The following is a 24707-nucleotide window of genomic DNA, read 5'->3' on the forward strand; positions in this document are numbered from 1 at the left end:
TAGCGTTATGCCCATGACGTCTTCCGATGCCGAACTTCGCCTGCTCACCGAGGCCCGCGAATGGGCTGCCCAAGACCCGGATCCCGCAACGAAGGCGTCGCTCCTTGAGCTTGTCCGCCTTGTTGAGGACGGCGATCCGGTGGCCCGGCAGGAACTGGAAGACAGCTTCCGCGGCACCCTGCAGTTCGGCACGGCCGGGCTGCGCGCTGCACTGGGCCCGGGCCCGAACCGGATGAACCGGTTGGTGGTGCGCCGCGCCGCAGCGGGACTTGCCGCTTTCCTGCTGGACGCAGTGGCCAAGGCTGCGCCGGGCACCCGGCCGCGCGCCGTCGTCGGCTATGACGCCCGGCATAACTCAGACGCCTTCGCGGCCGAAACGGCTGCGATCTTCACGGCCGCCGGCATCGAGACCTTCCTGCTCCCGGCACCCCTCCCCACTCCCCTGCTGGCCTACGCTGTCCGGGCCCTGGATTGCGACGGCGGCGTCATGGTCACCGCCAGCCACAACCCGCCGCAGGATAACGGCTACAAGGTGTACCTGGGCCGGCATGCCGTGGCGGCGGACGGTGACGGCGCCCAGATCGTGGCGCCCTACGATGCGGAAATCGCCGCGCGGATCAGCGCCGTGGGACCGCTGGAATCCATCACGCTGGCAGAGGGCGGCTGGGCCGTCCTGGACGGCTCGCTGGCGGCTGGGTATGAGCGGGCGACGGCGGCACTCACCATGCCGGACCGCTTTCCTGCCCGCGACCTGAGGATCGTCCTCACCCCGCTGCACGGCGTCGGCGGGGGCACTGCACTGGATGTCCTGAAGGCGGCAGGTTTCACAGATGTCACCGTGGTGGCCGAACAGGCCGAACCGGACCCCGATTTTCCCACCGTAAGCTTCCCCAACCCGGAGGAACCCGGGGCCCTGGACCTTGCCCTCGAAGCGGCCGCGCAGCTGGACGCCGATATCGTCATTGCGAATGACCCGGACGCCGACAGGGCCGCCGTGGCGGCGAAGGACCCCGACACCGGTGCGTGGCGGATGCTCCGGGGCGACGAAGTGGGTTCCCTGCTGGGCGCCCACGTGGTGGCCCGGCTCTCCGACGGCCAGGCCGGCGCGGAGGCTGATGGCCGGGGCGTCTTCGCCAATTCGATTGTTTCCTCACGGCTGCTGGCCCGCATCGCCGCCGCGGCCGGCTTCGCCCACGAGGAAACACTGACCGGCTTCAAGTGGATCTCCCGGGTTCCCGGGCTGGTCTACGGCTACGAGGAGGCGCTGGGGTACTGCGTGGCCCCGGAACAGGTGAAGGACAAGGACGGCATTTCGGCCGCCGTCCTGATCGCCGAACTCGCCGCCGCCGCCAAGGCCGCAGGCAAGACCGTGTTCGACACCCTGGATGAGCTGTACCTCCAGCACGGCCTGCACGCCAGCGACCAGTTGAGCATCAGGGTTGCGGACCTGGGCCTTTTGGACGCCATGATGAACCGTCTGCGGGTTTCTCCGCCGGAATCGTTCGGACAATCAGCAGTGGAGGTCTTCACGGACCTGGCCGAGGGCAGTGCCCAGTTGCCGCCCACCGAGGGGCTGCTCTACATCACCCGCAACCTGACCCGCGTGATCATCCGGCCCAGCGGCACCGAGCCCAAGCTGAAGTGCTACCTGGAGGTTATCCACCAGGCAGGTTCCGCCGCGGAGCTGCCAGCAGCGCGCCAGGCCGCACGTGCCTCACTGGATGAGGTACTGCACGACGTCAGCGAGGCACTGGGTCTTTAACACTCCTGGGTTAAAGACCAAAGGGGCGCCAGGGCCGCTAACGGACCCCGCGCCCCTTAAAGGGTGCAGGTGCTACAGCTGTACCTCGACGAAGCCGTCGATGACGCGGGTGCCGAATGCTGCCAGCCGCAGGCCCGGAGTGGTGAAGCATTCGCCGGTCTCAAGGTCGTAGACCTCCTTGTGCAGCGGGGAGGCGATGGTGGGCCGGGTGCCTTTGGAACCAAGGATTCCGCGTGCCATGACGTGGGCCCCGGTGGCCGGATCCTCATGGGCCACGGCGAAGACTTCGGCCGGGCCGGTGCGGAAAAGCGCCACTTGCCGGCCTGCCACCAGGGCGGCCTCGCCCCAGGCCGGTTCGAGGTCCTCCACCGTGCAGACACGGTGCCAGCCGGTATGGAATCCAGCGAGGTCTGATTCGGCGGCGAGCGCCCCAAGTTCCAGTGTTGCCGTCATGTCCGGCTCCTTTCCCTGTGCCTGTTGTCCGTGCAGCCGCTGCGTTTGCGGCCGAGTCCCACGCTAGGCTCCGGGTGTTTCAACGGGGTGCGGCGAATGTGTCCGGCGCGTAAAAGAGACCTAACCCGGCCGGAAATGCGTTCGTGATGCAGAAGTTAAGTTGGCGAAACAATTGGGAAACTGAGGCGAAACTGCCCCTCCCTAGGCTGGAGGCACAAGCTGCAGAGCACCGTCTGCGGCCCATGCGAAAGGCCCACAGTGACCGAACAGACTTCAAGCACAGAGACTCCGCGCCGCATCGTCGTCGCCGGCGGCGGCCCAGCGGCCCACCGTTTTGCGGACGCCATGCATGCCCGCGGCCTCGATGGCTGGCATGTCACGGTCCTCACCGAGGAAGCCCACCTCCCCTACGACCGGGTGGCACTCTCCAAGGCGCTGACCGATACCGGGGTGGACCTCACCCTGGGAACGGCTTCGATGTGGGACCACGGCTCCCTGGTCCTGAAGACCGGCGAGCGCGTGGTGAAGATTGATGCAGGCGCAAAGACGGTGCAAACTGCTGCGGGAAACGCCTACGAATATGACGAGCTGGTGGTGGCCACCGGCTCGGACGCCGTCCGCCTGCCCATTCCCGGCGCCGGACACGCCCACGTCTACCGCACCCTTGAAGATGTGTGGGCCATCAACAAGGCCATCGCGGAACTCACTGCCAGGCTGGGCCGCAAGGTCAATGCCGTCACCATCGGCGGCGGTCTCCTGGGGCTCGAATCGGCCGCCGGCACCGAGCAGCTGGGCGCCACCCCCGTTGTCATTAATGGTGCGCCGTGGCTGATGAACACCCAGCTGGACGAGGGCGCCGGCCAGGCCCTGGGCCGCCTCATTGAGGCGAAAGGCTTCGAAGTGCACGGCGGCGTGTTCCCTTCAGAGATTCTGGCGGACGACGACGGCCAGGTCACGGGAGTGCTGATGGCGGACGGGCGCATCATCCCGGCCGACCTGGTGATCGTCGCGGTGGGTGTCAAGCCCCGCGACGAGCTGTTCCGCGCAGCCGAGGGCGAGGAGCAGCTCTTCAGCCTGGGCCAGCGCGGCGGCGTGGTCATCAATGACTACTGCGCCACCGAGGTGGATGGCATCTGGGCCATCGGTGAAGTGGCGAACTACGGCGGCATGTGCCTGGGCCTGGTGGCGCCCGCCAACACGATGGCGGAAATCGTCGCCGACCGCCTCCACGGCGGAGACGCCACCTTCCCCGGTTTCGATACCGCCACCAAGCTCAAGCTTTCCGGCGTCGACGTGGCCAGCTTCGGCGACGCCTTCGCCCGCACCGAACACGCCCTCGAGATCGTTTACGCCGATCCCGCCCGCGGCGTCTACCAGAAGATCGTGACGACGGACGACGCCAAGACCCTCCTGGGCGGCATCTTCGTCGGCGACGCCTCCCCTTACATGAGCCTGCGCCCGCTCCTGGGCCGTGAACTTCCAGCAGAGCCCGGCGCCTTCCTGAGCGCGGCCGGCGGCGGCGAGGCCCCCGAAACCGAACTCCCCGACGACGCCACCCTCTGCTCCTGCAACAACGTCACCGCCGGCAGCATCCGCGACGCCATCAACGGCTGCGGCGCCTGCGAGGGCAACGGCCCGGTCCAGGAACTGGGCGAGCTGAAGGGCTGCACACGGGCCGGCACCCAGTGCGGTTCCTGCGTCCCCATGCTGAAGAAGCTGCTGGAAACCGAGCTGACCAAGTCCGGCGTCGAGGTTTCCAAGGCCCTCTGCGAGCACATCGAACTGTCCCGCCAGGAACTGTTCGACGCCATCCGCGTCCTGGAACTGACCTCCTTCGAAGAGATCATGGCCAAGTACGGCAGCGGCGCCGGCTGCGACATCTGCAAGCCCACCATCGCCAACATCCTGGCCAGCCAGAACAGCGCCTACGTCCTGGATGCCGGCCGGGGCACCCTGCAGGACACCAACGACCGCGCCCTTGCGAACATGCAGAAGGACGGCACCTACTCCGTGGTCCCCCGCATCGCCGGCGGCGAGATCACCCCCAAGAAGCTTGGCGTCATCGCCGCCGTGGCCGAGAAGTACGGCCTGTACACCAAGATCACCGGCGGCCAGCGGATCGACATGTTCGGCGCCCGGCTGGAGCAGCTGCCGGAGATCTGGAAGGAGCTGGTGGACGCCGGCTTCGAGTCCGGCCAGGCCTACGGCAAGAGCCTGCGCACGGTGAAGTCCTGCGTCGGGTCCACCTGGTGCCGCTTCGGCGTCCAGGATTCGGTGGCCATGGCCATCCAGCTGGAACTGCGGTACCGCGGCCTGCGCAGCCCGCACAAGCTCAAGATGGGCGTGTCCGGGTGTGCCCGTGAATGTGCCGAGGCCCGCGGCAAGGACGTGGGCGTGATCGCCACCGCCGACGGCTGGAACCTGTATGTGGGCGGCAACGGCGGGGCCACCCCGGCCCACGCCCAGCTCCTGGCCAAGGACCTGGACGATGAAACGCTCATCAAGTACATCGACCGCTACTTCATGTACTACATCCGCACCGCGGACCGCCTGCAGCGCACGGCCCGCTGGCAGGAGGAGCTCGACGGCGGCATCAAGCACGTTGAGGACGTGGTGGTCAAGGACACCCTGGGCATCGCCGCAGACCTCGAAGCCGCCATGGCCAAGCACGTGGACACCTATGTCGACGAATGGGCAGACACCCTCAAGGACCCGGAGCGGCTGCGCCGGTTCCGCTCGTTCGTCAATGCACCGGACCAGAAGGACGACTCCATCACGTTCGTCCCGGACGAGCGCGGCCAGATGCGCCCGGCCACGCCTGAGGAAAAAGGGAAGGTCCTGATCGGCGCGTCCATCCCGGTCCGTCCCGCCACAGCCGAAACCATCGGAAACGAGGCATAGCCATGCAGCTCAGTATCGACCTCACCGGCCGGAACGTCCTGGTGGCCGGCAGCCCCGCTGCCGCGCGGCAGGCGGTGCGGCGGTACGAAGCCGCGGGCGCCGTCGTGCACCGCCTTGGCAGCCCCGCCGAGGCCCGGTTCGTCCACCTGCCGGAGCGGCTGTTCCTGGTTGCCGCCGTCGAGGACGGACAGCCCGGCTGGGACGCTTTCCTGGACCGCTGCCGGAGCACCGGCATTCCCGTCGCTGCCGAGCCTGCCGCCGGCCCCGCCGGACACGTCACCCTGGTGGGTGGCGGCCCCGGCACCGGGGACCTGCTCACCGTGGCAGCCGTCAAGGCGCTCCGTGATGCCGACGTCGTTTTCTATGACCGCCTGGCACCGTACCAGGAACTGCCGCTGCTGACGTCCGCGGAACTGGTGGACGTGGGAAAGAAGCCCGGGCACCACAAAGTCAGCCAGGCGGACATCGAAAAGCTGATGGTGGAAAGCGCGCTGGCCGGCAACAACGTGGTCCGCCTCAAGGGCGGTGACCCCTACGTCTTTGGCCGAGGCGGGGAGGAAGTTGCCGCCTGCGTGGCTGCGGGCCTCAAGGTCCAGGTAGTGTCCGGCGTCACCAGCGCCATTTCGGTCCCCGCCGCCGCCGGCATCCCGGTAACGCACCGCGAGGTCAGCCACATGTTCACCGTGGTCTCCGGGCACGCGCCGCTGACCGAGAAGGAGCACCACCACCTGGCCGGCCTGGGCGGGACCATCGTGGTGCTCATGGGGATCGGCACCCTCCACCAACTGGCGGCCGGTTTGCGCCGCGCCGGCATGCGCCCCGACATGCCCATGGCCGTAGTGGAACGCGGCTACCGGCCCGGCCAGCGCACCACCATCGCAGACCTCGGCACCATCACCTCCGCCGCTGCCGGCTGCAGCAACCCGGCAGTGCTGGTCATCGGCGAGGTGGTCCGGGTGGCTGAAGCCAACCGGAACCACGCCGCTGCGGCCGCAGACCTGGACAGGCTTGCGGCCTCGCTGCTGGGATCATGAAAGGATTGACCCCCATGACTGCACTTGCACCGGCTGAACCGGCCCAGGCCGAACCAACGCAGGCCGAACCGACGGCGCAGGCCGGCGAAGCCACGGATGCTACGGAGTCACCGCTGGAGGGGTTCCGCATCGGCGTCACCTCGGACCGGCGGTCGCGTGACCTTATCGAGGCCCTGGAGCGCCGTGGGGCTGAGGTGCTGCATGCGCCAGCGCTGAAGATCGCCCCTGTCCAGGAGGACATCCGGCTCATCGAGGACACCAAGGCCATCATCGCCGCCAAGCCGGACCTGTGCATCGCCACCACTGCCTACGGCATGCGCCGGTGGTGCGAGGCCGCGGACTCCTTCGGCATCGGCGACGAACTGCTGGAAACGCTCGGGAGCACCCGCATGTTCGTCCGGGGACCCAAAGCCCGCGGTGCGGTGCGCGCGGCCGGCCTTGCCGACGTCGGAATCAGCAGCGACGAAACCACCTCCACGCTGGTGGACATGCTGCTCACCGAAGGCGTGCGCGGCAAGACCGTTGCCATGCAGCTGCACGGCTACACGGATGTGCGCCAGATCGAGCGCCTGCGGATGTCCGGCGCCACCGTCCTCACTGTCACGCCTTACCGCTGGGTGAAGCCGGACGGCGAGGACAAGCTGCCGCGGCTGATCGAGGCCGTCTGCAGCGGGAACCTGGACGTCCTGACCTTCACCAGCGCCCCGGCAGTGGACGCCATGTGGAGCACCGCCCATGAGATGGGCCTCTACAAACAGCTGGTGGAGAGCCTGAAGCTGAACGTCACCACCGCCGTGGTGGGTCCCGTGACCGCGCAGCCCCTCCTGGACGCGGGCCTGAGCCCGCTGATCCCGGAACGGTTCCGGATGGGGGCCCTCATCCGGCTGGTGTGCGAGCACCTGGCTCTGAACCATGTCCGGCGGCTGGACACCCGATCGGGGAACATCGAGCTTCGCGGCCGCAGCCTGCGGATCGACGGCCAGGCAGTGGAACTGGCGCCCGCTCCCCTGTTGCTCCTGCGCGCCCTGCTGGGCGCCGGCGGCGCTGTCCTGTCCCGTGAATCGCTCTCCGACCTGCTGGAACTCCGGGGCTCCGTGCACGCGCTGGATATGACCGTGAGCAGGCTCCGTTCGTCCCTCCCCGACGGCCGGCTGGTGGAGACGGTAGTGAAACGCGGGTACCGCATCCGCGTCTAGCGTGCTTGGGCGGGCCGCCCGAGGCGCTGGACCCGGGGAATTGTGTCCGGCGCCGGATGGATGAGAGATACGTCACGGGTTCTGTTACCGGCCGGTAAATACTGGCGAACACGGGCCCGCGAAACAGCAATGGACGGGTAACACAACGGAAAAAGCACACCCCTACGCTGGGTTCCATCACGAAGTTCCGGCCGGTTCCCGGCCACCAGCGAAAGGGCCAGCACATGTCCGCTCCGGCACCCTCAACGTCCACCTCCACCGCTACCCGCATCGTCATCGCCGGCGCCGGCCCCGCCGCCCAGGCCCTGGTGGCACAGCTCGACCGTGCACGCTTCGACGGCACCATCACCGTGTTGAGCAACCGCGACGACACCCCGGAGGAACTGCTGGAACTGGCCATGCTGCCCCAGGTCTCCGTGCGCTTCGGCCAGCCGGCCAGCCACATCGACGCCGCCAAGCGCACGGTGGCAACCGCGGACGGCATGGAATTCGCCTACGACCAGCTGGTGATTGCCACCGGTTCGGCCCCCGTGGCTAGCCCGGTGGACGGTGCCGCGCAGTGCTTGAGCTATGCCACGATCGATGACGCGCCGCGCATCGCCAAGGACGTGCAGAAGGTTGCCCGGGAGCTGGGCCGGCGCCCTGTGGGGATCCTGGTGGGCACCGGGGCTGCGGCCGGACAGGCCGAGGCGGTCCTGCGGGCAAAGGGCGTACGTCCCATCCGAACTACCGCCCGCCCGAGCGCCGTCATTCCTGCAGTCGTTTCCGGCTCAGCTTCCAGCGTGGCCGCATCGGCGGTGGTCTTCGAAGACGGCAGCAGCATGACCGGCGACCTGGTGGTCCTGGCTGAGGAGCGGGTCTCCCGGGACGGCCTCGCTGCCAGCGCGGGCCTGCGGACCGCTCCGGGCGGCGGCATCGAGATCAGCCGCGACTACCGAACGTCCGTCCCGGGAATCTGGGCCATCGGTGATGCAGCAGCGTTCGACGGCGTGCGGCTGGGACTGCTGGTGGCAGCGGCCTCCGCGGCCGGTGCCTGCGCCACCCAGCTGCTGTCCGCGTCGTCAGCGGCATCCCTCCTGCAGGCGGCTGCCTGAGCGGGCGCCTCCGGCGCGGTGCGCTGTGACAAGATGGTTCCCGAAACCGAGTCAACGCCGGGCCCACAAGGCCCTTCGAGAGGACCATCATGAGCAACGAAGCCACCGTTCACGCAGGAACCGCTGACCAGGCCGGGACCGCGGACATCGCCTCCTACATCGACCACACGCTGCTCAAGCCCGAAGCCTCGGAGGCTGACGTGCTGAAGGTCTGTGCCGAGGCGGCCGAGTACCGTTTCAAGTCGGTTTGCGTCAACCCCATCTGGGTCAAGACCGTCACCACCGCGCTCAAAGGCACGGGCGTCCTCACCTGCTCCGTAGTGGGCTTCCCGCTGGGTGCCACGCCCACCGATGTGAAGTCGTTCGAAGCCCGCGGCGCCGTGCTGGACGGGGCGGACGAGGTGGACATGGTGATCAACATTGCCGCCGCGGGGGCCGGCGACAAGGGTGCCCTGACGGACGACATCGCAGCGGTTGCAGAGACCGTGCATGCAGGCGGCGCCATCCTGAAAGTCATCATCGAAACCGCCCTCCTCACGGATGAGCAGAAGGTGCTGGCATGCCAGGCGGCCGTGGAGGCCGGGGCGGACTTCGTGAAGACCTCCACCGGCTTCAACGGCGGCGGCGCCACCGCCGAAGACGTAGCCCTGATGCGCAGGACCGTGGGCCCAGGCCTGGGCGTCAAGGCCTCCGGCGGCGTACGGTCCCTGGCCGACGCGCAGGCTATGATTGCAGCAGGTGCAACACGAATTGGTGCCAGCTCCGGGATTGCCATTGTCAAGGGTGAACAGGGTTCAGCCGCTTACTGACCGGAACCGGGCGGCCGCAGATTAAGCCCCGCGGGGCCGAGGAGGAACACATGTCCAGCCAGATCAACGCGTCCAGCCGGGACACGGCGTCGAACCAGGATTCCGTCCGGACCCCGCAGAACGAGAACAACCTCGCCACCAGCGTGATCCTCTTCGTCGTCTGCTTCGTCCTGTTCCTGGGCGCTATCTACTCGCTGTCATTCCTCACCCTCGGCAACCCGTGGCCCATGGCCGCCTGCCTGGTCCTGTTTGCGCTGGCATTCTGGATCCCGCAGACCATCCTCGGCCGTTCCGACTCTGCCGGCGAGCACTAACCCCCCCCCAAGTAAGTAGCAATACATGTTGTTTTGCATCCCCATAACGACAGTTACTGCGACCCAGTTGGGGTGAGCAGCAGGAAGGACCCCGGACACTGTCCGGGGTCCTTTGCCGTCTGCTGGTGAAAGGCGCTGCCTGCTAGAACCAGAGCCTGATCCATGCGCCCGCGGCAGCGGCCACCCGGCCCCAGTGGTGCTGGGCGATGGCCCACCCGGCCATCGACATGCCCACCATGGCGTAGGCACTGACCGGGATCAGCACCAGCCACTCCCGTTTGGAACCGGCACGGCCCAGCAGGGGCAGGGACAGGGCGCCGTTCGCCCGCCAGACGTTTCGCAGCAGCGGCAACCGGCGCAGCATTTTCGGTGGCCGGACCACCAGCGGCCACAGCAGCGGCACTCCCCCGGTGGTGATGAGGTCGCCGACGATGTGCACCACCACCCCGATCAGCATTGACATCGGCAGCCAGGTCCACTGATCCGGCGCGTACACGGTGACCAGGCCGGCCATCACCAGCGCGAAAATCCAGTTGGAGATGAAGCCGCTCTTGGGAAAGAGCTTCAACGCCTTGGCCGCAATGTTGATCAGGAACATGCACAGCAGCCCCGCCCCCACGGACAGGCGGCCCCAGCCCGTGTCCATATGCACCTGCGCCGCCAGGCCGGCCAGGAACACAAAAACCGCGGCACCCAGGATGGAGTGCGTGCCCTGCCGATGGCCCCCGCTGGCATTTTCAATGCCGCGCGCGATCACGTTGGACAGCGGCGGCAGCGAATGGGCCACCGTACTTGCCCGATGGTCCCAGTCGCACACCAGCGCCGTGCCCGCGGTGGCCATGCCGCCGATGAGGATCCCCGTGGGGTCCAGCGGATACCAGCCCAGGGTGTAGGGGCCGGTGGACGCAACAGCTACCCACGCCGCGGCTCCCGACGCGGCGTGGTGTCCTCCCATCAAGTCCTAACTCACCGCCAGCGGGGCATCGGAGAAGATGTTCCTGATCACGCCGTTGGCCCATTCCAGGATCTCGGCGTCCTGCAGGTCCCGGCCTCCGATCCGCGCTGTCTTGGGCTTCGGGATGAGCACGGCGTCCAGGGCGGGCTTGGACTGCGATCCGGGGTACATCCGGTTCAGGCGCATGGTCTTGGATTCGGGGAGGGTGGCCGGGGAGAACTTGATGAAGTTTCCCTGCAGTGCGACGTCGGACAGCCCGGCTTCGCGGGCACCAACACGGAAGCGTGCCACTGCCACCAGGTTCTGGGCCGGCAGCGGCAGTTCGCCGTAGCGGTCAACGAGTTCAGCCTGGACCTCGTCGATGGCCTCGTTGGTGAGGGCCGCGGCGAGCTTCCGGTACGCCTCCAGGCGCAGCCGTTCCCCGGGAACGTAGTCGTGCGGCAGGTGCGCGTTGACGGGCAGCTCGATCTTCATCTCGGCGGCCTTTTCCTCGGCTTCACCCCGGAAGTCGGCCACGGCCTCGCCCACCAGGCGGATGTACAGGTCGAAGCCCACCCCCTGGATGTGGCCGGACTGTTCGCCGCCCAGCAGGTTGCCGGCGCCGCGGATCTCCAGGTCCTTCATGGCCAGCTGCATGCCGGCGCCGAGCTCGTTGTGCGCGGCCACGGCCTTGAGCCGTTCCAGCGCCACCTCGCCCAGCGGCTTCTCCGACGGGTACAGGAAGTAGGCGTAGGCGCGTTCGCGGCCACGGCCTACGCGGCCGCGGAGCTGGTGCAGCTGGGACAGGCCGTACTTGTCCGCGCCGTCCACAATCAGGGTGTTGGCGTTGGAGATGTCCAGGCCGGTCTCGATGATGGTGGTGCACACCAGCACGTCGAAGCGCCGCTCCCAGAAATCAACGATGATCTGCTCCAGGCGGCTCTCGGACATCTTGCCGTGCGCCACCTCCACCCGCGCCTCGGGCACCAGCTCACGGATCTTGGCGGCCGTCCGCTCGATGGTGGACACCCGGTTGTGGACCAGGAACACCTGGCCTTCACGCATGAGTTCCCGCCGGATGGCGGCTGAGGTCTGCTTGTCCGTGTAGGGGCCAACGTAAGTCAGCACGGGATGCCGTTCCTCCGGCGGGGTGGCCAGGGTGGAGGTTTCCCGGATCCCGGTGAGCGACATTTCCAGGGTGCGGGGAATCGGGGTGGCGCTCATGGCCAGGACGTCCACGTTGGTGCGCATCTTCTTCAGCGCTTCCTTGTGCTCCACGCCGAACCGCTGTTCCTCATCGACGATCACCAGGCCCAGGTCCTTGAACTCGAAGTCCTTGGCCAGCAGCCGGTGGGTACCGATCACCACGTCCACGGCCCCGCTCTTGACCCCTTCCGCCGTCTCCTTCGCTTCCTTGGCGCTCTGGAACCGGGACAGCGGCTTCACCCGCAGCGGGAAGCCCGAAAAGCGTTCGGTGAAGGTCTCGTAGTGCTGCTGGGCCAGCAGCGTGGTGGGCACCAGCACCGCCACCTGCTTGCCGTCCTGCACAGCCTTGAAGGCAGCACGCACCGCGATTTCGGTCTTGCCATAGCCCACGTCGCCGGACACCAGGCGGTCCATGGGGATCTCCCGCTCCATGTCCGCCTTGACTTCGTTGATGGTGGTCAGCTGGTCCGGCGTCTCCACGTAGGGGAAGGCTTCCTCGAGTTCGCGCTGCCACGGGGTGTCAGGGCCAAAGGCGTGGCCACGGGAGGCCATGCGGGCGGAGTACAGCCGGATCAGTTCGCCGGCGATTTCCTTGACGGCCTTGCGGGCCTTGGACTTGGTGCTGGCCCAGTCCGCGCCGCCCATCTTGCTCAATACGGGGGTGTCGCCGCCCACGTAGCGGGTCACCTGGTCCAGCTGGTCCGTGGGGACGAACAACCGGTCACCGGGTGCGCCGCGCTTGGCCGGCGCGTACTCCAGCACCAGGTATTCCCGGACGCCCTCGCCTCCGCCGGCCACCTTTCGCTGGATGAGTTCCACGAACCGGCCAATGCCGTGCTGCTCGTGGACCACGTGGTCCCCCGCCACCAGTTGCAGGGGATCGACGGCGTTGCGCCGCTTGGAGGGCATCCGCCGCATGTCCTTGGTGGACCCGGCCGAGGTCCGGCCCAGCAGGTCGGCTTCGGTGAGCAGGCCCAGCTTGAGGCCGTCCAGGACAAAACCACGGCCGACGGCGGCAGTGGTCACCTCGATGATGCCCGCCTGGGGTTCGTGGTCCAGGCTGTCCACCCGGGCGCAGGGGATGTCGTTCTCATGGAACAGCTCGGCCAGGCGCTGGGCCGGGCCGGGACCTTCGGTGGCAACAACGATCCGCCATTGGTCGCGGACGTGCGAGCCGATGAAGTCCATCATTTCGGCCACGTCGCCCTGGTAGCCGCGGGGTTCGCGGGCATGCAGGTTCAGCACGTCGATCTCGGGGAGCAGTTCCGCGTCCTGCACGAGTGACGTGATGGACCACCAGGACACGCCGTGCTCCAGGGCGGACCCCCGGGTGTCGGCCAGCGAGCGGAAGCTCGCCGAATGAAGCGCCGCACTCGCCTGCGAGCTCAGGTCCAAAGGCGCCGCCCCGCCGTCGGACGCCGTGGACCACGCCGCCTCCAGGAACTCCTCGTTGGTGGCGGCGAGGTCGTGGGCGCGGGTGCGCACCTTCTCCGGTTCGATCACCACGGCGATGGATTCCGCGGGCAACTGGTCAACGAACGGGACCATCGCATCCACCAGCACCGGTGCCAGGGACTCCATGCCCTCCACGGCAATGCCGCCGGCGATCTTTTCCAGCATGTCCGCCGCTGCCGGGAGCTGGGCCTTCAGGGTGGCGGCCCGGGACATGACGGACGGGGTAATGAGGATTTCGCGGCACGGCGGGGCGTGCAGCTCGGTGGGGTGGTGGATGCCGGGAGCGGACAGCGAGCGCTGGTCGGCCACGGCGAACCAGCGCATCTGGTCCACTTCGTCCCCGAAGAACTCCACCCGGATGGGGTGGTCCTCCGTGGGCGGGAAGACGTCGATGATGCCGCCGCGGACGGCGAACTCGCCGCGGTGCGTCACCATGTCCACCCGGGCGTACGCGGCGTCGGCCAGGCTCTTCACGACGTCGGAGAATGGAAGCTCCTGGCCTACCTTCAGCGTGACGGGAACCAGGTCGCCCAGGCCCGCCACCACGGGCTGGACCACGGCGCGGACTGGCGCCACCACCACCTGGAGGCGTCCCGCCGTCGAGCTTTCCGGATGGGCCAGGCGGCGCAGCACTGAAAGCCGGCGGCCCACCGTGTCCGAACGCGGCGAAAGCCGCTCGTGCGGGAGGGTCTCCCAGCTGGGGAACTCCGCCACCGCGTCCGCCGGCAGGTAGGCGCGCAGGGCTGCCGTCAGGTCCTCCGCCTCCCGGCCTGTGGCGGTGACGGCCAGCACAACTCCCGGCTCAACGCCGCCGGTCTGGTCCTCCTTGGTGGCGAGTCCGTCCGCCATCTCCGCGAGCAGCACCGGACGGAGTCCCGCAGGAGCGCTGATCTGGTAGTCCTGTCCGCGGACGGCGAATCTCCGGGCGGCCTCGGCATGGACCCGGGCGAACGTCTGGTCCGGTGCCAGCGCGCGGCGCAGTCCGTCCAGCGACGGGGCTGGGGACGTTCCGGCACTGCCCTTGGCGGCACTGCTTTTGGCGGCGCGGGACGTTCCGGCGCGGGATGTGCCTGTGCTGGATGTGCCGGCGGCGGACTGGCCGGGAAGACTCATGGCAGAAGCTCCTGTGGTGTTCATCGAAGACAAGCAGGCAACGCGAAAACCCGAAATTCGCTGCGAATCCCGGGTACTCCCAGCCTACCGCGCAGGAACGACATGGCAGCGCGGCGCCCCGTCTTCGCGGGAATGGCCTAGGCTGGCAGGGCCGCACCACATCCCTTCGGAGCCGGCCGTCCGCAAGGGCCGCGGCTACGAACCACAAGTGACGATGGAACCGCAAGGGACGAACCGCTTGGGGCAGACAGGGTCCCGCACGGATACCGGCCAGGACGAACAGGAGCCAGCATGACTGCAATGAGCGCCCCGCCAACACCGAAGACTGTGCTTGTCACCGGCGCCACCGGCTACATAGGCGGCCGCCTGGTGCCCAAGCTGCTGGAAGCAGGCCACACCGTCAAGGTGCTGGTCCGATCGCCTGACAAGATCGCCGGCGTGCCCTGGCGGGACAAAGTGGACGTCGTGGAAAGCAGCCTGGACGACGGCGACGCGCTCCGCGGTGCCCTGGCCGGCGTCGACGTCTTCTACTACCTGGTGCATTCGATGGCTGCCGGTGCAGGATTCGAGGCAAAGGAAAAAGCAATGGCCGGCACGGCCGCGGAGGCTGCAGCCGCCGCGGGGGTACACCGTATTGTCTACCTGGGCGGCCTGCACCCCCAGGGCGTGGAACTCTCCACCCACATGCGGTCACGGGAGGCGGTGGGCAAGGTCTTCCTGGACAGCCCGGTGGACGCCGTCGTCTTCCAGGCGGGCGTGGTGATCGGCTCCGGCTCCGCGTCCTTCGAGATGATCCGCCACCTCTCCGAAACGCTGCCCCTGATGCCGGCCCCCAGCTGGGTGCGCAACAGGATCGAAGCCATCGCCGTCCGTGATGTCCTCTACTACCTGGTGTCCGCGGCGTCGCTGGAGGGCACCATCAACCGCACCTTCGACATCGGCTGCCGGCAGGTGCTGACCTACGCGGGCATGATGAAGGAATACGCAGCGGAAGCGGGCCTGCCCTACCGCGTGGTGCTCGCGCTGCCGGTGCCGGCGCCCAAGCTGGCAGGCATGTGGGTGGCCCTGACAACACCCATCCCGCTTTCCATGGCCGTGCCGCTGGTCCAGTCGCTGCAGCATGACGCCGTAGCCAACGAGCACGACATCGACCAATACATCCCGCAGCCCGACGGCGGCCTGACCCCCTACCGTACGGCGGTGGCCCTGGCGCTGGGCAAGGAGCGGGACGGCCAAGTGGAGACCACGTGGGCCAACGCCGGTGCCGACTCCGATCCGCTCCCCAGCGACCCGGACTGGGCAGGACACAAGGTGTACATCGACGAAAGGACCTTCCACGGAGATGTGGACCCGGCCCACGTCTGGACCATCATCGAGGGCATCGGCGGGCGCAACGGCTGGTATTCCTTGCCGCTGGCCTGGCAGGTCAGGGGATGGCTGGACAAACTGACAGGCGGCGCCGGCCTGCTGCGCGGCCGCCGGCACCCCCACACGCTGGCTGCCGGCGAAGTGGTGGACTGGTGGCGGGTGGAGCGGATCGATCGGGGCCGCCTGCTCCGGCTGCGGGCCGAGATGCGGGCGCCGGGACGGGCGTGGCTGGAGCTTTCGGTGGAGCCCGACGGCGACGGAAGCCGCTACCGGCAACGCGCCATTTTCTTCCCCAAGGGATTGAGCGGGCGGCTCTACTGGCTGGCCGTGCTGCCGTTCCACAGCCTGATCTTCCCGGCCATGGCCCGGAACATCACCGCCACCGCCCAGAAATTGTCCGATGCGGAGGCCTCGCCGGTCACCCCGTAGGATGTTGGAGGCGTAAATCCTTTCCCCACGTCCCAGGAGGACCCATGGCGCTGAGCGCAACCACTTCCCTTCCGCACCCCGTTGACAGCGTTGCCGCAGTGCTGGTGAATGAAGACTTCCAGCGCCACGTCAGCCAGCTGGTGGGCGGCACCCTGGAGTCATTCACCGTGGACGGCGACATTGCAGGGGCTTTCAACGCCACCTCCGTGCGCACCCTTCCCACCACCCGCCTGCCCGAGATCGCCCGCAAGTTCGTCGGTGAGCACCTTAAGGTGACCCAGGTGGAAAGCTGGGAAGCCCCTGCGGCCGACGGCTCCCGCCAGAGCAACATTTCGCTGAAGATCGCCGGCGCGCCCGTGGACGTCACCGCCGTCCAGCGCCTCGTGGCGGATGCCGGTGGAACCCGGGTGGAGCTTGAGGGCGCCGTCAAGTCCTCTGTCCCGTTCCTGGGCGGCAAGATCGCCGACGCCGCCGAACCCATGGTGGCCAAGGCACTGAACCTGCAGGCCGCACAGGCGCAGGCCTGGCTGGAAAGCCACTAACCATGCAGCTTCCCGTCCTCGCCGCGCTGGTCCTGATCGTCGCCGGCGTTTGGTCGCTGGTGGTCTGGCCGCAGTTCCTGCGCCGCGTGATGAAGGATCCCAGGGCCCGTGACGCGGCAGGCAAGGCCACCCGGTTCCTGACCGTGCATGTGGTGCTGGTGAGCATCTCCATGGTGCTCGGACTCGCCACGGCAGTGATCGGCGTCCTCGGCCTGCTGGGCTGAACCCGTCTGCAAGGCTGAACCCGGCCTGCCCGGCTCAAAAGACAGCCCGGACCTTCTTCCTCATGGAAGAAGGCCCGGGCTGTTTTCGGTTTGGCTCAGGCTGCCTGATTGAGGGCGTCCTCGGCAGCCACCCAGGAGATCATGGCGCATTTGACCCTGGCGGCATAGCGGGCAACCCCTTCGAAGGCTGCGGCATCGCCCAGCAACCCGGGATCGGCATGGACCTTCCCGCGTGAGCGAAGGACCTCACGGAAACTGTCGATGACTTCATGCAGCTCAGCCACGGTCATGCCTTCGGCAAGGTCGCTGAGGACGGACGCGGAGGCCATGGAGATGGAGCAGCCGGCACCATCCCAGGCAACCTGCGCCACTTTCCCGTCCTGGACGGCAAGCCGGAGGGTGACTTCGTCGCCGCATACCGGGTTGAGCTGGTGCGACTGTCCGGTGGAGGTGCCTTGGGGCGCTTCCGTAGCGGCGAGCCCGCTGCCGTGGCGGGCCTTGGAATGGTCCAGGATGATCTGCTGGTACAGCTGGTCAAGGCTCATAATGTCAGCTTTCGTCTTTACCGCTATGCACGGAAGTAGGCCCGGACGCCGGCTACCGCTTCAAGGAAGCGGTCCACGTCGTCCGTGGTGTTGTAGAGGTAGGCGCTGGCCCGGGTGGTGGCGGTCAGCCCAAGCCTGCGGTGTAGCGGCTGGGCGCAGTGGTGTCCCACGCGCACCGCGATGCCCCGGGAGTCCAGGAACTGCCCCACGTCATGGGCGTGGACGCCGTCGACGTCGAATGCGGCAAGGCCGATCCGTTCCTTTCCCGCTGCCGGGCCCAGGACCCGGATGCCGGGGATGGACTCCAGCCCCGCCACCATGCGCTGCCCCAGTTCGGCCTCCCACGCATGGATCCGGTCCAGCCCGGTTTCGGTCAGGTAATTCGCTGCGGCTGCGAGGGCCACTGCCTGGGAGATGCGCTGGGTGCCTGCCTCGAAGCGCTGGGGTGCCGGCAGGTACTCGGCCCGTTCCAGGGTGACGGTGGTGATCATTGACCCGCCGGTCAGGAACGGCGGGAGGATGTCCAGGAGCTCCTGCCGCCCGTAGAGCACCCCAATTCCCGTGGGGGCGAGCATCTTGTGGCCGGAGAAGACCGCGAAGTCCACGTCGAGTTCCTTGACGTTCAAGGGCAGGTGTGGAGCGGACTGGCAGGCGTCCAGGACCACCAGGGCGCCGGCTGTGTGGCCGAGCGCTGCCAGCTCCTTCACCGGGTTGATGATTCCCAGGACGTTGGAGGCGTGCGTGAAGGCAAGGACCTTGGTGCGCGGGCCAACAATCCCGCCGGCCTGGTCCATGCGAAGGTTGCCGTCGTCCGCAATGGGAATGTAGCGGAGCGTGGCGCCGGTGCGGAAGGCCAGCTCCTGCCATGGAATCAGGTTGGCATGGTGCTCCATCTCGGTCACCACGATCTCATCCCCCGGCCCCAGCGCCAGTTCCCCGAGCCGCTGGTCGCCGCGGCCCTGCGCAGCCCACAGCCCGGCATTGGACAGCGCGTAGGACAGGAGGTTCAGTCCCTCCGTCGCGTTCGACGTCCAAATGGTTTCCTCATATTCGGCACCGATGAAGTCGGCAATGGTCTGCCGGGCGTCTTCGAAGACTTCGGTGGCCTCCACGGCAAGGTGGTGCGCGCCCCGGTGCACAGCGGCGTTGCGCTGCTCGTAGAATTCCTGCTCGGCTTCGATGACGCTGACGGGGTTCTGCGACGTGGCCCCGGAGTCGAGGTAGACCAGCGGCTGTCCGTTCACCAGCTGGTTCAGGACCGGGAAGTCGTTGCGGATGCGCAGCACCTCGGCGTTGTCCATGACAGGTACGGCACGTTCCAGTGTGGCTGGCGTTGATACTAGGGCCAAAACGAACTCCTTGGGCTGCCAATGTCTGACACCCAATTGTCCCACACACGGCTGTGGCGGCTGCCCGGGAGGGGCGGCCGCCACCGCACCCCGGGCTTCAGCCGAGGGAGCAGAGGGCCGGCGACGGCTGGGGGGAGAGTCTCGGTCTCAGAAGACTCTGACGTCGCCGGCCCCGTCTTGGCCCGGTCCCTGGGGACCGGAAGTTGAGAGGGCCTCAATGTCCTGTGTGGCTGCTCCGCGGCCTCCGGTCCGCCGCTTTGCTTTGCCTCCTTAAGTAAATCCTGCGGGGCCCTTCCGTACACGAGTAGGGTGTACTCGAATCCCGGCAGGCGCACTACGGGGGTAGGTTCTCCCGGACACCATCCGCCGTGGCGTGAGCGGCCCATATGGCCCGACGGCGGCCCGGCCGGTTTGCCGGGGCAGTCACCAGGGCAGCAGCGGCCTGGCTGCACGCGTCTTGCAGCAGCGTGGCGGCGCTACTGCAGGACGCAGCAGCACGGCGGGGCGCTGCCCGGCAGAGGTACGGCGGGCAGCAGCGCGGCCGCAGGAGCACGGGGGCACCGGAGCGCGGCGGCAGAGGCGGCTCGAAGGGCAGGGGCTACTTTGGCAGGGCCGCTTCCAGCTCATCGCGGCTGCGGACCCCGAGCTTGACGTAGGTGCGGTAGAGGTGGCCTTCCACCGTCCGGACGGAGACCATGAGCCGCTGCGCAATCTCGCGGTCGGTCAGGCCCTGCACTGCCAGCTCGACGATGTCCTGTTCACGCCTGGTAAGCCGCACGGTGGGAGCCGCGGCGATGAAGCGTCCTTCGCGGAACCGCTCCCCCAGTTCGTGGTCGCACTTTTCGCGCTGGGCAACGGCCTGCCGTGACCGGCGGCGTTCCCCCGCCTGTTCCAGTACGGTGCTGGCGCGGGCGTAGGCTTCACGGGCGAGGTTGACGAAGCCTGCCTCCTCCAGCGAGGCAGCCGTGGTCATCAGGGTGTCGCCGTCGGCATGTTCCCATGCAGTGGCCAGGGTGAGCAGCGCCTCTGCCCAGCGGCCCTCCACACCGCGCGCTGTTGACTGCACCATGGGAATAACGGAGGGGTCCCCGAGGTCCCAGCACATGGTCAGGATTTCCAGGAAGTTCCCTGTCCTGGCGGAGGCCTCGGTGGTGGTCATCAGCGTCTGCAGCGTGGCCAGGCCCTTGCCGTCACGAATCAGGTATTCAGCGGCCGCTGCCATATAGGCTTCGGCAAGGAGATCGTGCGCGGGCCAGCCGGCGTCGGCGTCCTTGTGATCCTGTTCCAGGCGCTGTGCCTGCTCGGTGTCTCCAAGCCTGGCTGCGGCGTAGAAGCCAAGCGCGGTGCCGAAACGGTACAGCTGCAAGGGATCGTTGAGCCGAAGTGCCTCCACGGCGGGCAGCAGGACCTGATAGGCGCGTTCCATTCGGCCCTGCCGCAGCAGCGAGTAGCCCCGCAGCAGTTGGAGGCTGCCGTTGAACGTGGCGGCAGCAGGCGCGTGTCCGACGGCGTAATGGTTGATCTCCCGCTCCGCGGACTCCCATTCACCCATGGCCAGGTAATCGGACACGAGCCGTCCCAGGACAAACTCGGGGAAGAAGAACAGGCTGCCTTCGAGCGGGGGAAGTTCCGAGGCCGCCAGCAGCGCGGCCTCCAATCCCTGGACGGGGCGTCCCCCCGAGACGAGGGCATGGGCCAGGAGACCCTCGGCCAGGGCGCGGAGGGGCTCCCCGGCTTCTGCCGGATGGTGCTTCCGCATCGCGTCCACTGCGTCGTTCAGTGCCTGGAAGTTCACCTCCGCACCAAGGTGCAGCAGGTGCAGGAGTTCTTCCTGCCAGATCGTGTAGCCGTTTCCGGAAGCCGGCACGTGCTTTTCGACGTCCTCTGCCGTCAGCCCCAACGGATGGCCACTGGCCTGATGGGCCCAGACGCGAAGCAGCAGGACGTCCGGTCCCTGAGGGTCTTCAGCGAGCGGGAGCCAGCATTCGTCAAGGAGGGCGGCAGCCTCCGGGTACGCACCCTCGTTGTACAGCGCTCGCGCCTGGATGGCCTGGGCCAGCGGAACCATGGCCGGATCCTGGATACGGGACGCAATGGAACGTGCACTGTGGTTGCGGAACCTCAACAGTGCCTCTTTGGCCGCTGCCAGCATTTCGTCGTCACTGACCCTGACACCGCACTCCAGGGCCCACTCCACCGCCCGCAGCCGGCCCTCCCCCTGCAACTGGGTGGGGTCCCGGTGGGCCTTGACCTTCTCCAGCAACTGGAGGCTGCGGGAGACCGACACGGTGTTCCTGATGGCGCCGGCAAAGAGCCCGTTCCAGATGGAAAGCCCGGCCGGGATGCCGGGCGCTTCGACGATGATCTGCTGGTCCAGCAGGGACCGGACCACTGCCGCCCCGCTGATGTCTTCGATGACCTTCCTGCCCACAGGTCCGGCAAGGGCGATGAGTTTCAGGGCTTCCTGCTCCTCAGTGCGGCGCCGGAGATGGTCTTTGGCAACCACCCCTGCCAGCCGGGCCCCGTCCGAGGGCAGTTGGCCCAGCAGCATCCAGATCCCGTTGCGCTTGGCGAGGACGCCGGCTTCAGCTGAGTCGTGAAGCAGGGCGTCCAGGATCCGGGGGTTGCCGCTTGATGCGGTCCATATGGAGTCCACGGTTGCAGCGGGTACGGTCCCGTCAAGGACGTGGGCCAGGACCTCTTCAATCTGTTCCCGGTTGAGGGGCCGGAGGTCCACGCGTTCGGCCAGGCCGTCGTACCAGAGTTGGTCCAGCGGCTGCGGCAGTCCCGGCCGTGGCCTGGCGGCCGCAACCACTGTTGCCCACCCGGCGGATATCACTTCAGCCAGCACCCCTGCGGAAGCGTCATCCAGGTGGTGGGCATCGTCCACTGCCAGCAGGACTGCTCCCCCGTGGCCGGCCTTGAGCTTCTCGAAGTATGACCACATGGAACGCAGCACCGCGACGGGCGAGACGGACTCCTCGGCAGTCAGTTCTCCTGTATAGGGGGTCAGGACCCCGAACGGCACCCCGGCCAGGGCCGAACTGGCGTGGATACGCAGGATCAACATGTTCCCGGCAAGGCGCTCGGTCACGGCGTCAGTGACCGCCGACTTTCCAATGCCCGGGCCGGCCATGATGAAAACGGCCCGGTGGGTTCCATTGCGGACCATGGTGCAGATGCGGTCCACCGGCTCCCTCCGTCCGGTCAGGAGCCGGTGCGCAGTGGCCGGTTTGTGGCCGTTAGACGAGTCCAGTCAGATCACCCCTTGAAGTCACGCCAAGTTTAGTGAAGACCTGGTACAGGTGGCCTTCCACCGTGCGCACGGAAACGCCCATTTCCATGGCGATGTCACGGTTCGAGACGCCGCGGCCGGCCATCCGGGCGATCTGCCGTTCCCGGCTGGTCAGCAGCGGGCTCCCGCTGCTGGGAACGATGGGAAGGTTCGCCACAGTGGCGGCCAGGATGTCCAGGCGCGCCTGCGCCGTCCTCGCCGAAAGGGCGTCCCCGTCCTGCCGGGCGAAGTCCACCGCAAGCGCCATGCACCGGGCCTCAACGGCGTCGAGTTCCAGCGTTGCAGCGATTTCACCGCCGGCGAGGAGGGCTTTGGCATCCTTTGACCTGCTGCCGACGGCGATCAGCCGCGAAACTTCGGCCAGCGGGCCCTGCCGGTGGCCGGCGATCTCCTCGAGGAGGCGGAAGTCCGCGTCGCTGCCATTCACGGTTGCCGCCAGCAGGTAGATGCCGGCGACCGTATGCCTGTCCGCCTCAAGGTTCCGGCGGGCCCCTTGCTTCAGGGCTGCCACTGCCTCCGAGTCGCCCAGCCAGCGCCCGGCCACGAGCGAACAGAAATCGATGATGCTCTCCGTGGCGAACCCTGCCCTGCCGGGTGTCCTCTGCAGTTTGGCCAGGTACTTGCGGGCGAGCGTGGCATTGCCGGTCTGGGCGTACGCCAAAGCCGTGGCGGCGTACGCGGTCCGCAGCGCGGCCTGGACAGGCTGCAACTCAAGCTGGGCAGCAGCTGAGATCAAAGGCTCCAGGGCCGCCTCACCGCGGCCGGAGAACACAAATGCCACGCCGGCCGCGAGTTCGGTGGCCGCGCTGCGGTATGGAAGGCGGTGGGTCTGCCCGGTGCTGAAGGGGCTGAGGAGGTCGATGCAGCGCCGCCACTGGCCAGTGATCAGCGCGACGAAGTAAGCCTCCCTGGCATAGCGTTCGCGCAGGCCCACGATGTGCGAGGCGTCAGTGAGCTGACCGCCGAGCTTTCGCATGAGCCCCAGCGCGTCCATCTCGCGTCCGGTCAGGGCCAGTGCGCTCATCAGGATGACTGCGGACTGGAGCCGGAACCCGGTGTCCGGGTTGGCGGACGGATCGGCCGCCCGCTCGAGCGCAGGGATCATGGCGGCGTAATCGCCCGCATGGGCCTGGTACTCGAACTCACTCAGGGAGATCCGGTTTGCTGCAACCGCTGCGGGTTCAGGCCAGGAAGGGCTGTTGTCCGCTGTCTCAAGCCGTTCCCGCGCCGCGGCGAGCAGTTCCCGGACCTTGCCCGCCTGGTCCGGAAGGCAGAGCATGACCCGGGCTTTGGCGGCGACCACCTCGGCGTACTCCTGGGGGTCAAGGGCCTCGAGTTCAGGCTGGGAAATGGCGTCCAGGGCAGACAGTGCCTGGTCCGGCATGTCCAGCTGAAGGTATGCCGCGGCCTTTTGCCGTTGCGCCGGTGCCCACCCGGCGTCGGTCCGCTGCACCATTTCTGCGTAGGTCAAGGCAAAACGGGGGTCGAAGAGCTGGACTGCGGCCTGGGCGGCTGCGAGCGCCAGTGCCGGGCTCAGTTCGGCCTCGCACTCATGGGTCCAGGCGGCGAAGGACATCAGTTCTTCCACGGTCATGGCCGCCGGATCCGGCTCCTGGCCGCCCAGCAACATGCTGCGCAGCTCCCGGCGCCGGGAAATGCTCAGCCAGGTCCTGACGACGTCCCCGATGTATTTCTCCCGCAGCGACACCCAGCGGTGCTCGGAGTCGTCGATCTCCAGCAGGCCGCCGTCCTCCATGTCCGCTACGACATCCGCGCCGTAGATCGCGGTGAGGCCGGCCAGCTCCACCCGCCGGGCACAGGAAAGCATTTCGATGACGTCCCGCGTCCCGGGTGTCTCCCGGGACCAGCGCGACCGGACGATGTCGTCAAGGCTGGCAGCGCCGTCGAGCACCACTTTGTCCCGCAGTGTCCATACCGAGTCCGACAGGACCAGGTTCCCGGAGAGCTGCTGTTCGGTGACCAGGGCTTTGAGCAGCAGGGGGTTTCCGCCCACCATCTGGTGGTAGGTGGTGACCAGGGAGGAAGCGACGCGGTGGCCCAGCAGTGACAGGAGGACCTGCCGGGTTTGCAGCTCGTTGAGGTTATTGAGCCTCACCTCCGTCAGCTTCCGCTCCGTCAGCAGCCAGTGGAAGTCCGCAGGCAGGTCGCTGGCATTCGGGGCGACGGCGATGATCTTCGCCGTACCGGTCAGCAGGACGTTCAACAGCACGCCCGCGCTCATGTCATCGATACAGGCGGAGGTGTCCAGGGTTATGACGCAGGGCCGGCCCGCGGCGTCGCTGCGGATCAGCGAGGTGATGCCCCGCAGAATGGCAGTGGGCGAACCCATGTAGGCCTGCGGGAGCCGGGCCAACAGGAACGACAGGCAGCCGTAGGGGGTATTGGAACCGGAGGGGCCGCTGCGGAGCTGCAGCGACCAGACATCGGGGCCAAGGTCTGCCACAGCCGCCCGCGCAAGGGAGGATTTACCGACCCCCCTGGCACCGGTGATAACGGCTCCGAGGGAGTCCTCGCTGGTGAGGGCGGTGCGGACGGCGTCGAGGTTGGCGCTTCGTGCAGGCATGGACCATTGCTGGCCCTCCGTGGCTGCGGAGGTTGACGTGGGCAGCCCGTCACCCTGAGGTGTTGACCCACGTCCCCAGCTGAGTGGCTCGATTGACATG

General features: G+C 67.7%; 17 protein-coding genes. 10 read left to right on the forward strand and 7 right to left on the reverse strand.

Features of this window, described 5'->3' with window-relative positions; genetic code table 11:
- Positions 1 to 13: 13 nt before the first annotated feature.
- Complete coding sequence (locus QFZ60_RS14105) at positions 14 to 1762, forward strand: phospho-sugar mutase (RefSeq protein ID WP_307091202.1); 1749 nt, start codon at positions 14 to 16, stop codon at positions 1760 to 1762.
- Between the two features lie 72 nt (positions 1763 to 1834).
- Here the strand turns inward: QFZ60_RS14105 and nirD are convergent, their stop codons facing one another.
- Entirely contained in the window at positions 1835 to 2215 is a 381-nt protein-coding gene (gene nirD / locus QFZ60_RS14110; RefSeq protein WP_142120796.1) for a nitrite reductase small subunit NirD, read from the reverse strand.
- A gap of 258 nt (positions 2216 to 2473) precedes the next feature.
- Here nirD and nirB point away from each other — a divergent pair, with 258 nt between their 5' ends.
- From nirB to QFZ60_RS14140, 6 genes are all read left to right on the forward strand, one after another.
- On the forward strand, positions 2474 to 5116 hold the full coding sequence (gene nirB / locus QFZ60_RS14115) for a nitrite reductase large subunit NirB (protein ID WP_307091203.1): 2643 nt from the start codon (positions 2474 to 2476) through the stop codon (positions 5114 to 5116).
- Between the two features lie 2 nt (positions 5117 to 5118).
- Positions 5119 to 6150: a uroporphyrinogen-III C-methyltransferase gene (gene cobA, locus QFZ60_RS14120; RefSeq protein WP_307091204.1), complete on the forward strand. Its 1032-nt coding sequence runs from the start codon at positions 5119 to 5121 to the stop codon at positions 6148 to 6150.
- A gap of 14 nt (positions 6151 to 6164) precedes the next feature.
- Positions 6165 to 7346: a uroporphyrinogen-III synthase gene (locus tag QFZ60_RS14125; RefSeq protein ID WP_307091206.1), complete on the forward strand. Its 1182-nt coding sequence runs from the start codon at positions 6165 to 6167 to the stop codon at positions 7344 to 7346.
- Positions 7347 to 7570: 224 nt separating this feature from the next.
- On the forward strand, positions 7571 to 8440 hold the full coding sequence (locus tag QFZ60_RS14130; RefSeq protein ID WP_307091207.1) for an FAD-dependent oxidoreductase: 870 nt from the start codon (positions 7571 to 7573) through the stop codon (positions 8438 to 8440).
- An 89-nt stretch (positions 8441 to 8529) separates the two neighbouring features.
- Positions 8530 to 9249: a deoxyribose-phosphate aldolase gene (deoC, locus tag QFZ60_RS14135; protein WP_307091208.1), complete on the forward strand. Its 720-nt coding sequence runs from the start codon at positions 8530 to 8532 to the stop codon at positions 9247 to 9249.
- Positions 9250 to 9299: 50 nt separating this feature from the next.
- Entirely contained in the window at positions 9300 to 9563 is a 264-nt protein-coding gene (locus QFZ60_RS14140; RefSeq protein ID WP_142120785.1) for a hypothetical protein, read from the forward strand.
- Positions 9564 to 9705: 142 nt separating this feature from the next.
- On the opposite strand, the gene QFZ60_RS14145 is transcribed toward QFZ60_RS14140, so the two are convergent.
- On the reverse strand, positions 9706 to 10518 hold the full coding sequence (locus QFZ60_RS14145; RefSeq protein ID WP_307091210.1) for a metal-dependent hydrolase: 813 nt from the start codon (positions 10516 to 10518) through the stop codon (positions 9706 to 9708).
- A gap of 6 nt (positions 10519 to 10524) precedes the next feature.
- Positions 10525 to 14271 (reverse strand): transcription-repair coupling factor, encoded by a 3747-nt coding sequence (gene mfd / locus QFZ60_RS14150; protein ID WP_307091211.1) that lies wholly within the window; start codon positions 14269 to 14271, stop codon positions 10525 to 10527.
- Positions 14272 to 14562: 291 nt separating this feature from the next.
- On the opposite strand from mfd, the gene QFZ60_RS14155 reads away from it, so the two are divergent.
- The 3 genes from QFZ60_RS14155 to QFZ60_RS14165 are packed head-to-tail and all read left to right on the forward strand — an operon-like array spanning position 14563 to position 16834.
- Positions 14563 to 16068, forward strand: a complete 1506-nt coding sequence (locus QFZ60_RS14155) for an SDR family oxidoreductase (RefSeq protein ID WP_307091212.1) — start codon at positions 14563 to 14565, stop codon at positions 16066 to 16068.
- Positions 16069 to 16112: 44 nt separating this feature from the next.
- Entirely contained in the window at positions 16113 to 16610 is a 498-nt protein-coding gene (locus tag QFZ60_RS14160; RefSeq protein ID WP_307091213.1) for a DUF2505 domain-containing protein, read from the forward strand.
- A gap of 2 nt (positions 16611 to 16612) precedes the next feature.
- Positions 16613 to 16834, forward strand: a complete 222-nt coding sequence (locus tag QFZ60_RS14165) for an SCO4848 family membrane protein (protein ID WP_142030682.1) — start codon at positions 16613 to 16615, stop codon at positions 16832 to 16834.
- A 95-nt stretch (positions 16835 to 16929) separates the two neighbouring features.
- Here QFZ60_RS14165 and sufU read toward each other — a convergent pair whose 3' ends face one another.
- From sufU to QFZ60_RS14185, 4 genes are all read right to left on the reverse strand, one after another.
- On the reverse strand, positions 16930 to 17379 hold the full coding sequence (gene sufU, locus QFZ60_RS14170; RefSeq protein WP_307091215.1) for a Fe-S cluster assembly sulfur transfer protein SufU: 450 nt from the start codon (positions 17377 to 17379) through the stop codon (positions 16930 to 16932).
- A gap of 23 nt (positions 17380 to 17402) precedes the next feature.
- A complete protein-coding gene (locus QFZ60_RS14175) occupies positions 17403 to 18728 on the reverse strand; it encodes a SufS family cysteine desulfurase (protein ID WP_307091216.1) in 1326 nt (441 codons plus the stop codon).
- Positions 18729 to 19326: 598 nt separating this feature from the next.
- Entirely contained in the window at positions 19327 to 21918 is a 2592-nt protein-coding gene (locus tag QFZ60_RS14180; RefSeq protein WP_307091217.1) for a helix-turn-helix transcriptional regulator, read from the reverse strand.
- A 52-nt stretch (positions 21919 to 21970) separates the two neighbouring features.
- A complete protein-coding gene (locus QFZ60_RS14185) occupies positions 21971 to 24706 on the reverse strand; it encodes a LuxR family transcriptional regulator (RefSeq protein ID WP_307091219.1) in 2736 nt (911 codons plus the stop codon).
- Position 24707: the final 1 nt, after the last annotated feature.

Source organism: Arthrobacter sp. B2I5 (assembly GCF_030816735.1).
Taxonomy (GTDB): Bacteria; Actinomycetota; Actinomycetes; order Actinomycetales; family Micrococcaceae; genus Arthrobacter.